The organism is Desulfobacterales bacterium, from assembly GCA_021647905.1.
In the GTDB taxonomy this organism is placed as follows: domain Bacteria; phylum Desulfobacterota; class Desulfobulbia; order Desulfobulbales; family BM004; genus JAKITW01.
The window spans coordinates 1-9997 of the sequence record JAKITW010000090.1; the positions used below are offsets into that span (position 1 = coordinate 1).

Annotated in this window: 11 protein-coding genes; 4 read left to right on the forward strand and 7 right to left on the reverse strand. The window is 59.5% G+C overall.

The window, feature by feature from the left end; genetic code table 11:
* Positions 1-133 precede the first annotated feature (133 nt).
* From L3J03_11330 to L3J03_11355, 6 genes are all read right to left on the reverse strand, one after another.
* Positions 134-604, reverse strand: a complete 471-nt coding sequence (locus tag L3J03_11330; protein MCF6291570.1) for a cyclic nucleotide-binding domain-containing protein — start codon at positions 602-604, stop codon at positions 134-136.
* Entirely contained in the window at positions 604-1239 is a 636-nt protein-coding gene (locus L3J03_11335) for an ABC transporter substrate-binding protein (protein MCF6291571.1), read from the reverse strand. Before L3J03_11335 ends, L3J03_11330 begins: the two co-directional genes overlap by 1 nt.
* A gap of 93 nt (positions 1240-1332) precedes the next feature.
* Positions 1333-2190 carry a VacJ family lipoprotein gene (locus L3J03_11340; protein MCF6291572.1) on the reverse strand — a complete coding sequence of 286 codons (858 nt, stop codon included), beginning with the start codon at positions 2188-2190 and terminating at the stop codon, positions 1333-1335.
* 278 nt (positions 2191-2468) lie between these two features.
* Positions 2469-2915 (reverse strand): outer membrane lipid asymmetry maintenance protein MlaD, encoded by a 447-nt coding sequence (mlaD, locus tag L3J03_11345; protein ID MCF6291573.1) that lies wholly within the window; start codon positions 2913-2915, stop codon positions 2469-2471.
* On the reverse strand, positions 2912-3688 hold the full coding sequence (locus tag L3J03_11350) for an ATP-binding cassette domain-containing protein (protein MCF6291574.1): 777 nt from the start codon (positions 3686-3688) through the stop codon (positions 2912-2914). Before L3J03_11350 ends, mlaD begins: the two co-directional genes overlap by 4 nt.
* Positions 3685-4473: an MlaE family lipid ABC transporter permease subunit gene (locus L3J03_11355; protein ID MCF6291575.1), complete on the reverse strand. Its 789-nt coding sequence runs from the start codon at positions 4471-4473 to the stop codon at positions 3685-3687. The genes L3J03_11350 and L3J03_11355 overlap by 4 nt, the downstream gene beginning before the upstream one ends.
* A gap of 723 nt (positions 4474-5196) precedes the next feature.
* On the opposite strand from L3J03_11355, the gene zwf reads away from it, so the two are divergent.
* The 4 genes from zwf to pgl all read left to right on the forward strand — a co-directional run bounded on the left by zwf (position 5197) and on the right by pgl (position 9119).
* Positions 5197-6762 carry a glucose-6-phosphate dehydrogenase gene (gene zwf / locus L3J03_11360; protein MCF6291576.1) on the forward strand — a complete coding sequence of 522 codons (1566 nt, stop codon included), beginning with the start codon at positions 5197-5199 and terminating at the stop codon, positions 6760-6762.
* Positions 6763-6793: 31 nt separating this feature from the next.
* Positions 6794-7126 carry an arsenosugar biosynthesis-associated peroxidase-like protein gene (locus L3J03_11365; protein MCF6291577.1) on the forward strand — a complete coding sequence of 111 codons (333 nt, stop codon included), beginning with the start codon at positions 6794-6796 and terminating at the stop codon, positions 7124-7126.
* Positions 7127-7277: 151 nt separating this feature from the next.
* The gene (gene arsS, locus L3J03_11370; GenBank protein ID MCF6291578.1) at positions 7278-8228 is read left to right on the forward strand and encodes an arsenosugar biosynthesis radical SAM protein ArsS; all 951 of its coding nucleotides are present in this window, start codon (positions 7278-7280) and stop codon (positions 8226-8228) included.
* A gap of 81 nt (positions 8229-8309) precedes the next feature.
* On the forward strand, positions 8310-9119 hold the full coding sequence (gene pgl, locus L3J03_11375; protein ID MCF6291579.1) for a 6-phosphogluconolactonase: 810 nt from the start codon (positions 8310-8312) through the stop codon (positions 9117-9119).
* Positions 9120-9144: 25 nt separating this feature from the next.
* Here the strand turns inward: pgl and L3J03_11380 are convergent, their stop codons facing one another.
* A complete protein-coding gene (locus L3J03_11380) occupies positions 9145-9744 on the reverse strand; it encodes a tetratricopeptide repeat protein (GenBank protein ID MCF6291580.1) in 600 nt (199 codons plus the stop codon).
* Between the last annotated feature and the right edge of the window lie 253 nt (positions 9745-9997).

A 9997-nucleotide genomic window follows, 5' to 3' on the forward strand; every position in this document is an offset into this window, starting at 1 on the left:
CGCCGCCGCGGCGAAGCGAGTTCCTGCTTGATAGCCTGTTTATGAACAGCCGGCCCTTCTCAATGGAGCGGCCGTTGGTAGAAGAAAACCCCTTTCCCGATAGGAGGGGGTTTACTGAATGTTTACGATCGTTTTAGAGGATCTGGGCCAGCCGGTCTCCGGCCCGGCGGAGCCGGAGGCTTAAGATATGAATCACCCGTTGCAGAATCGTGGCCCCCAACCCGGGATGGTCGCGGAGCAGTTCCCGGAAACGGTCAGCGGTCAGGATCCGCAGCCGGCACTCTTCCAGCACGGTCACCGTGGTCCCGTGGAGCCCACGGCCCGCGGTCATGCCCTCTCCCACCATGGCCCCGGGATCGAGCACGGCAATGATGATATGCTTGCCGCGAAACTCGGTCTCCTTTTTCACCGCCAGCCGGCCCTGTTCGAGAAAACCCATGAAAGTACAGGGATCGCCCGCCCTGCTCAACACCGCTCCGGCCGGCCAGACCCGCTGCTCCAGATAGGGTGCCAGGGTTCCCGCCTCGGCCGGGTCTAAAAAAGCGAGCCCGGACATCTCCGTCCGGTCGTGTCCCTTGCCGTCAACCGTGTCCCGTGCCGCCATCACTTGCCGCCCGCCTCGACCTCTGCCACCTTGGCCCGCATCCGGGTGATCAGTCCGTCAAAGCCCTCCTTCTTTATGATGCTGGAGAAATCCTGGCGATAGTTGGCAACCAGGCTGACGTTCTCAATCTTCATGTCAAAGACCAGCCACTCATCACCGTTTTTGAACAGTTTATAGGTGATCGGGATCGCAATTCCCTTGTCGATCAGGCTGGTGTAAATCAGGGCCCGGTCGCCCTTGACCCGCTGTTTTTTAAAGACTACCTCCTGGCCGGTGTAATTATCGATCTTACCGATGTAGCGCTGCTTGACCAGCCGGGCGAACAGGTTTTTGAACCGCTGCCGCTCCTCCGGGGTGCGCTCGTTCCAATAACCGACCAGCACATGTTTGGACATCTTGGCAAAATCAAACATGGTATCAACCACCGCCTCCACCCGCTTTCTCCGCTCCTCTTTCATATCAGGCGCGAGCAGTTGCTCGTCCTGGAGGATACGGAGAACTTCCTGCACCGCGTCCTTGACCTGGGAGAGCGGGTCGTTGGCCGCGGGACTCAGCCGGGCAAGGCCCCAGGCAAACAGTACCACCGCCGCTGACAGCCAGATTATTTTTGTTCTAGAGCCGGTTCGTCCTGTCATCACTGTTATCCGTTGGTGGGTTTGGGATAATCATACCGTGGGGTTATACACCCCGGGATCAGTTATATCCGTTGTTGGTTTTACAGCAAAAAATCACCTTGCCGGGCCGTCTCCCCGGCCGGACAGGTCGTTGATCCGGCCCTGACGATACTGGTAGTAAATATCACGCATGGCCGAATAGGGATCAAGCGAGGTTGTTATAAACAGCTCATAATCGCCCAGGGTAAGCGAGGCGTGGTTGAGCTCCTCCACGCCATAAAACAGGGCCGAGGTTTCCAGGCGGCCGTTGGCAACATAGGTCAGGGGCTCCAGAAAGGCGTCCCCGACCATGCCCACGGTGTCCCGGACGGTCGACGGCCCGAGCAGCGGCCAGTTCAGATAGATGCCGGGCCCGATCCCGTACACCCCGAGGGTCTGGCCCAGATCTTCTTCCAGGGGCGGCGCCAGCCCGAAACCGTCCCTGGCCGCGTCGGCAAGGCCGACAACGCCGAGCGTGGAATTCAGCGCGAACCGGGCCAGTTCAATCCCGGCCGCATTCACCTTGCCCTGGAGAATGTTGTTGACCATTCGCACCGGCGCGGACAGGTTTGTAAAAAAATTACGCACACAGATCCGGACATCCTCGGCCGTCACCCTTGCGTATACCGTGGCCACGGGCTTGATCACCCGGAAATAGAGCCTGTCGTTAAACCGGAAAAAAAACCGGTTCAGCGGCTCCAGGGGATCGGCAATCGCCGGCCGGGCGGTATCGGTCTCCTCTTCCTCGCCCAGGAGCCAGACCTCGTCCCCATCTGCAAACCCCGCCTGGTCCGCCGGCCCGCCGCCGGACGCGGCAATCGACCGCCCTCCCCCGGTTTCACCGGCAAAACAAGGGGTAACACCCGGTACGGCCCAGACCGGCAACAGCAGCAGAAACAACCATGCAGCCGCTTTTCCGTTTTTCTTTTTCATGGCCGTCACCTTTCAATCGTGATGAACTCGTAACAACCCGAAAGGCTTCAAATGCCACCCAATAAAATCAACAAGTTACAAGACGAATCACGTCCGTCGAGCGGGTTGTTGCGAGACCGACAATCGTAACTAACCAGCATGGCTGGACCATATTTTCAGGCCGCAGCCACAACCAACAATGAAAACCTCTCCGGACAACAAGCTTCGTCCGGCAAGACTTTCATATAAATCACGGGGGCATAACCCCGCGGCATCATTAGCCCCAAACCGGAAAGCAATCACATGTTGCCGAAGATGTACTTGCTGACCAGGGCCTCGATGTCAATGGCCGACTCGGTCTCGAGAATCATCCCGCCGTCTGCCAGCGGTTCGCCGCCGCCGTCCTGCAGGATCCGGATATACTTGTCACCGATAAGTCCCCGGGTCTTGATCGAGGCAATGGCGTCTTTGCCGATTTTAACGTTCTTGTCAATCAACATCACCACCCGGGCCATGTCATCGGCCGCCAGAACAATCTTCGCTACCCGGCCCACCACCACCCCGGCGATCTCCACCGAGGCCCCTGGTTTCAAACCGGTCACATTATCAAACTCCGCCTGCAGGGTGTAGTTTTTTTCCATGGCAAAGATCGAAAATTCACCCAGCTGCAGGGATAGATAGACAAAGGCGAAAAAACCCGTGATCATGAAAATCCCCACCGTCAGTTCGGTTGTCAGCTTCTTCATAGTCCCTGTTCCGCCGATTGGCTTTGATAGATTTGGCCCATGGTCATCTTGACGAACTCCCTGATCTCCGGGTCGTCGGACCATTGAATCTCCTCGGGACTGGAAAATTGCTTCATCCCGCCGTCATTGAGAATGATTACCTGATCCGCCAGATTGAACACCTTGGGGATATCATGGCTGACAATCACCGCGGTGTAGCCGAGCCGGCAATGGGTCCGGTCAAAGAGCCGGTAGATCTCCATGGTCCTGGCCGGATCAAGACCGGTGGTGGGTTCATCGAACAACATGATCCTGGGATCGAGTTGCAGGGCCCGGGCCAGACCCACCCTTTTTTTCATCCCCCCGCTGAGTTGGGCCGGATACTTGTCCTGGTGTCCGGCAAGGTCCAGTTGCTCCAGGGTGGTCATCACCCGCTCCCGGATCTGCCGGCGGCTGCTTCGGGTCCGCTCCTGCAACGGCAGGGCCACGTTACCGAACACGGTCAGGGAATCGAACAGGGCCGCGCCCTGGAAGAGTACCCCGAAATTGGTCCGTAACTCTCCCAGTTGACGCGGGCTCATCCGGGCCACATCCCGGCCCTCGACCAGCACCTGCCCGGAATCGGGCCGCATCAGCCCGAGGATCAGCCTCAGGGTAACGCTCTTGCCCTGGCCGCTCTGCCCGGCGATAACCGTGGTTCTGCCCACCGGGATCTCCAGGTTCACCCGGTTGAGCACCACCTGGGGGCCAAAGCGCTTGACCACGTCGACGAACTGAATAATCGGCTTACTCATAGCAGCATGGCGGTGAGGAGATAGTCCCAGACCAGAATGGAGATTGAAGAGAGTACCACCGCCTGGGTGGTTACCCGGCTGACGCTCTCGGCCCCGAAGCCGGCACCGCGGATATCCTGGACAAAGTAGCCGCGGCCGATGCAGATCCAGGCAATCAGCACCGCGAAAACCATTGACTTGATCAGACCGAGATTGATGTCCTGGTTGACAACGCTGTTCTCCATCCCGCTGAAATAGGCCCCCGGGTTAACGCCGAGCAGCTTGACCCCGGCCAGATAACCGCCGAATATCCCGACCACATCAAAGAACAGGGTAAGAATCGGTACTGCTATCAGGGTGGCCAGAAACTTGGGGGCGATCAGATAGCGAAAGGGGTCCACGGCCATGCATTCCAAGGCGTCGATCTGCTCGGAAATCCGCATAATCCCCAGCTCGGCGCACATGGCCGAACCGGCCCGGCCGGTAACCATCAATGCGGTGAGCACCGGACCCAGCTCCCGGATCAGGCTCAGGGCAACGGCCGAACCGAGCAGCCCCTCGGAGCCGAACTGGCGCAGGGTATAGTAGCCCTGCAGCCCCAGGACCAGCCCGGTGAAGGCAGCGGTGAAAAAAATCACCACAACCGAGTTGGCGCCGATCAAGCGGATTTCCCTGACCAGGGCGGCCAGCCGGAACGGCTGCTTCACGGTCCCCTTCAGGGTGGAGAGCAGGAAAAGCCCCATCCGGCCGAGATCGTAAACATAGTATATGGTGCTGTTGCCCAGCCTTTCGATCCGTTGCAGCAAGCTCTCACCGTCGGTACTGTCTGCTCAGCCGGAATAGTCCTGCTCAGCCATCTCGATAAAGTTACATGACCATCAGCCTTGAATAACTGTTCATCAGATAACACACAAGCATGCACATTATCGGAGCGGTCGCCTGCTTGTCAAGCAAGAAGAAAATCGCCCCAAAAGCGCCGGCCTTGCCATGCCGGAGTAACGCCTTTCATTGTTTGCTTGTGGCCGGGCGGATATGGTCCAGTTGAAAGCTGTTGCATTTCCCCGTGCACATTTGCTAGTTTGTGTCCGTCCAGAAATGAGCAATTTCGTTCAAGATCAAGGATCGCGAAAAAAATAACCGGAGTCATATAAATGATATTACGAGGATTATTTTTTTGAGCATGACGCCGAGATTGGGCGAAAGGGCCATTTCTGGATGGGCACTAGTTTGTGTTCTGTGTTACTATACCGCTGATCTTAAACTCGATTATCTCAATCCAGGCGGCCAACGTGCCCACCATCCCTGCCCGGCCTGTAACTGGCTCACAGGGAATGTAACTCGGCGCTATCATTACCCCCAAACCGGCGATCGCTTACCCTGGCCTTTCTCCTGGTCGAGCCGGGCCGCTCAAGACAAACCAGCATGGCTGGACCATAACTTTTCGGCCGCAGCCACAACCAACAATAAAAATCTTTCCGGACAGCGGGCTTTGTCCGGCACGACTTTCATATAAACAAGGGAGAATGGAAGTGAATACCAACAGTGGCGCATCCGACCATCCCTGCCCCAGGCCCGACCCGGCCGGCACGGAGCCCTGCACCATTGTCATCTTCGGCGCTTCCGGCGATCTCACCGCCAGGAAACTGATCCCGGCGCTCTGCAGCCTGTACGCATCCGGACGGCTGCCGCAACCGATCACTGTGGTTGGCTGCGGCAGAACGGTGATGAGCCATGAGCAGTTCCGGGCAAGGCTCAAAAACGGCTGGTCCGGAGACGACCCGGCCTGGACCCGGTTCGCCGGACAGCTGTTCTATCATCCAGTGGCCTATGACTCGGCCGACTCCTTCCAGGGGCTGGCCGAGTTTCTCCGGGACCTGGACCAGTCACGCAATACCGCCGGGAACCGGATCTTCTATCTCGCCACCCCGCCCTTCCTCTACCCGGTTGTTGCCGGGATGCTCGGTGATCTCGGCCTGGCGGCAGAGGGAACCAGCGGCAACGGCTGGGCCCGGATCGTGGTGGAAAAACCCTTTGGCCGCGACCTGACAACAGCCATGGAACTGGATCGAAAACTGCATACCGGCTTCCAGGAGCAGCAGGTGTTCCGGATCGACCATTACCTGGCCAAGGAAACGGTCCAGAACATCTTGATGCTCCGTTTTGCCAATGCCATCTTCGAGCCGATCTGGAACCGGAGCTTTATCGATTATGTGGGGATCATTGCCGGCGAGCAACTGGGAGTGGAACATCGGGCCGGTTATTATGACCGGGCCGGGGTGCTGCGCGACATGTTCCAGAACCACATGATGCAGCTGCTGGCCCTTACCGCCATGGAGCCGCCCTCCCTGTTCGAGGCCGACCGGGCCCAGGACGAAAAGGCCAAGGTATACCGGTCCCTCAAGCCCTTTGCAGCGGCAAGCATCCAGGACAATCTGATTCTGGGCCAGTACGGGGCCGGTTCCATTGCCGGCAAACCGGTGGCAGCATACCGGCAAGAGCCCGGGGTCGACCCCGACTCCCTGACCCCCACCTTTGCCCTGATGCGGCTCCATATCGACAACTGGCGCTGGCAGGGAGTTCCCTTTTACCTGGCCTCGGGCAAACGGCTCCGTAACAAGGTGACCCGGATCGTGGTCCAGTTCAAGGAGGTCCCCCACTCCATGTTCCGGCAGGTGCTGGGCGAGCATATCAGCGCCAACCGGCTGATCCTCGGCATCTATCCCCGGGAGGAGATCAGCCTGACCTTTCAGGCCAAGCGTCCGGGCTCCAAGTTCTGCCTGCAACCGGTTACCATGGATTTTAACTATGACACCAGCTTCAGCAGCCCCAGGCCCGATGCCTACCAGAACGTACTCCTGGATTGCATCCAGGGCGATCAGATGCTGTTCTGGCGGCAGGACGGGGTGGAACTCTGCTGGTCGTTCCTGTCGCCGATTCTTGAGGCCTGCGAAGCATGCCCTGATCCGGACATGCTTTTAAAAAGCTATCCAGCCGGCAGTTGGGGACCGGCGCCGGCGGAAAAATGGATGCGGTTGATCGTCAACCCGTTTCCGGGCGGGTACGAATCAACCCCCCGCCCTGGGAGTCCTGCATAACAAACATCAACCTAAAGGGAGAGCTGACCGCATGGAGACCTACTACCAGCCCAAGGATCTTGCAAAATTCGGTGATATCGGCAAAGGCGCGCCCGAACTCGGCAGAAAATTCTTTGAATACTACAACGCGGTGTTTGCCGACGGCGAACTGAGCGAACGGGAAAAATCCCTGATCGCCCTGGCCGTGGCCCATGCCGTCCAGTGTCCTTACTGTATCGACGCCTATACCCAGGCCTGCCTGGAAAAGGGCTCCAATGTCGATGAAATGACCGAGGCGATCCATGTGGCCACTGCCATCCGCGGCGGGGCATCCCTGGTCCACGGCGTCCAGATGCGAAATGTAGCAGGTAAACTTTCATTGTAATCGGAGCCCTGCCGCCGGCCGCCGCCTTACGGCATGCACCACGACCAACCAGCATGGCTGGACCATGACTTTTGGGCCGCAGCCACAACCAACAATGAAAATCTCTCCGGACAACGAGCTTCGTCCGGAACGACTTTCATATAAACGGAACATGATGCTGAACAGGGAAAAAAACTCCTTCCGGCAGACACTGGCCAGCCACGGTATCAGGCTGACCCGCGGCCGGGCCACCACCCTGCAGGTCAATGTCGGCCTGCTCTGCAACCAGAGCTGCCATCATTGTCATCTCAATGCCGGACCCGGCCGGGACGAGGTCATGGGCCAAGAGACCATTGATCAGGTGGTGGCCCTGGCAGGAAGATTCCGCTTTGAAACCATTGACATCACCGGCGGGGCCCCGGAAATGAATCCCCATATAAGCGATCTGCTCCGCCGGCTGGCCCCCCTTGCGCCAACAGTGATCCTCCGCTCCAACCTCACCGCTGTCTCCGAGCCCGGCCGGCGCCACCTGCTCGATCTCTGCTCCGGCCGGCGCATAACCATTGTCGCCTCCTTTCCCTCGCTGAACCGGAACCAGGCCGAGTCACAACGCGGCCCCGGCGTGTTCGACCAATCCCTGGCCACCCTCAAGGAACTCAATAAGCGCGGCTACGGCCGGCCGGGCTCGGGATTGAGCATCAACCTGGTGGTCAACCCGGCCGGCGCCTTCCTGCCCGGCTCACAGGCCCGGCAGGAAAAACAGTTCCACCGCGCCCTTGAGAAAAAATGGGGCATTGCCTTTAACAACCTGTACACCTTTGCCAACATGCCCCTGGGCCGGTTCCGGGCCTGGCTGGAGAAAACCGGCAACCTGGAAGGCTACCTGCAAAAACTGACGGCCGGCTTCAACCCCTGCGCCACCGACGGTCTCATGTGCCGGACCATGATCTCGGTTGCCTGGGACGGCACCCTGTTTGACTGTGACTTCAATCAGGCGGCCGGGCTTTTTTTAAACAACGTCCGGACCCATATCTCCGAGATCGATGAGCTGCCCCGGCCGGGAACCGAGATCATGGTGGCGGACCACTGCTATACCTGCACCGCTGGGGCCGGATTCACCTGAGGCGGGACGATCAGCGCCTGAGGTTCAGGACACATCAGAGGACAGAGGACAGAGGACGGAAGACAAAAGACAGGAAAAACAGTGGACAGTGGGCGGTGGACAGTGGACGGTGGACGGTGGACAGTGGGCGGTGGACAGTGGACGGTGGACAGAAGACAGGGGGCGGATTTCTTGGAAAGAAGGGAGTACCGGACACTTGAGGAGGCTGGCCCCGATCTGGCCGGGCTGATCAGCGGGCTTGCCCGGGCCGCGGTCCGGCACCGGGGCAGGTTCACCATGGCCCTGGCCGGCGGCAACACCCCCCGGCCCCTCTACCGGACTCTGGGCCAGCCCCCTTATCGCGAAGAAATCCCCTGGGACCACTGCCATCTCTTCTGGGGTGACGAACGGTGGCTGCCGGCCGACGATCCGGCCGGCAACTACGCCATGGCCCGGCAGACCCTGCTCAACTCCATCCGGATCCCGGAACAAAACATCCACCGGATGGTCACCGAACTCGCAACCCCGGCCGACGGGGCCGCGGCCTATGCAGAGACCCTGGGCCGAAACTTTCCCGATACCGGCCCGGGCCACTATCCCGCCCTTGATCTGATCCTCCTGGGCATGGGGGCCGACGGCCACACCGCCTCCCTGTTTCCGGGCAGCGACGCGCTTGCCGCCCGTGGCTGGGTCGTGCCGGTGGAATATCCGCTTGCCGACCCGCCGGTACCCCGGCTGACCATGACCCTGCCGCTGATCAACCAGGCCCGCTGCGTTCTCTTCCTGGTGGCCGGGGAGAAGAAAAAGGAGCTGGTGGAGGCCATCCGCCGCGATCCTGAAACCGCGGCCCGCATCTATCCGGCGGCCCGGGTCCGGCCCCGGGGGCGCCTCATCTGGGCCGTGGCCGGATAATGAGACCAAGGAAGTAACAGTTACATTACAGCTGGTTGATCGCCTTGCCAAGCGGCACGCCGTTGGGGGTTGTGGCGTTCGGGTTGATGGACAACACCTCTTCCCAGGCCTTGATCGCCCCGGCCTTGTCATTGAGATCATAGCGAAGCACAATCCCCTTATTGAACCGGGACTGCTCATGGCCGGGGTTGATGGTCATTGCCCGGTCAAAGGCGCTGATCGCCTCCCGGGGCTGACCGGTGCGACGGTACATCACCCCCAGGTCTGTCCAGACATCGGCATTGTCCGGGTCCAGGGCCAGGGCCTTGCGGTAGGCGTCAATGGCCTGCTGATACCGGTTGGAATCAAAAAAGAGATGGCCCAGATGAATCCAGGCCTCGACATTGTCGGGATCAGCGGCAACCTCCTGCTCCAGCGCCAGCATCCGCTCGGCCTGGTCGGTGGAAATCTGGTCCGGGGCCGCGGCCTGGGCCGGCGGCCCGGCCGGGACCTGTCCGGCAGGACCCGACTTTAGGGCGCTGTAGAACACCCCGCCGAGGAAACCGGTGACCAGGGCGACGAACACCGCAATATAGAGTGTTTCCCTTTTCACATAATTTGCTGCCGGGACTTGCTTCCTAGCCATAATTCCTCCATGTGGATTGTCCGGGTGTAAGTGATCACAGGTCCGGGGATAATGATGCCGCGGGATTACATACCATAATCATTCTCCGCCAACAAGGAGATGTTGCCCTGCCGGCAGCCCTTGTTCGTAAGGTTTCGGTAAACCCCGTACGTTTGAGATTGGACCGGGAAAGGGGTTTTCTTATACCGAACGGTGTAGCGGACCCTGAGCCGCAGCCGTGACGGCAAAAGCGGAATTTGAAACAACTTCCGCA

Excerpts from the sequence above, each read along its gene's own strand:
- L3J03_11365 (MCF6291577.1), top strand. The coding sequence starts at position 6,794 with ATGGAGACCTACTACCAGCCCAAGGATCTTGCAAAATTCGGTGATATC.
- arsS (MCF6291578.1), top strand. The coding sequence starts at position 7,278 with ATGATGCTGAACAGGGAAAAAAACTCCTTCCGGCAGACACTGGCCAGC.
- L3J03_11340 (MCF6291572.1), bottom strand. The coding sequence starts at position 2,190 with ATGAAAAAGAAAAACGGAAAAGCGGCTGCATGGTTGTTTCTGCTGCTG.
- L3J03_11380 (MCF6291580.1), bottom strand. The coding sequence starts at position 9,744 with ATGGCTAGGAAGCAAGTCCCGGCAGCAAATTATGTGAAAAGGGAAACA.
- L3J03_11330 (MCF6291570.1), bottom strand. The coding sequence starts at position 604 with ATGGCGGCACGGGACACGGTTGACGGCAAGGGACACGACCGGACGGAG.
- mlaD (MCF6291573.1), bottom strand. The coding sequence starts at position 2,915 with ATGAAGAAGCTGACAACCGAACTGACGGTGGGGATTTTCATGATCACG.
- L3J03_11350 (MCF6291574.1), bottom strand. The coding sequence starts at position 3,688 with ATGAGTAAGCCGATTATTCAGTTCGTCGACGTGGTCAAGCGCTTTGGC.
- L3J03_11335 (MCF6291571.1), bottom strand. The coding sequence starts at position 1,239 with ATGACAGGACGAACCGGCTCTAGAACAAAAATAATCTGGCTGTCAGCG.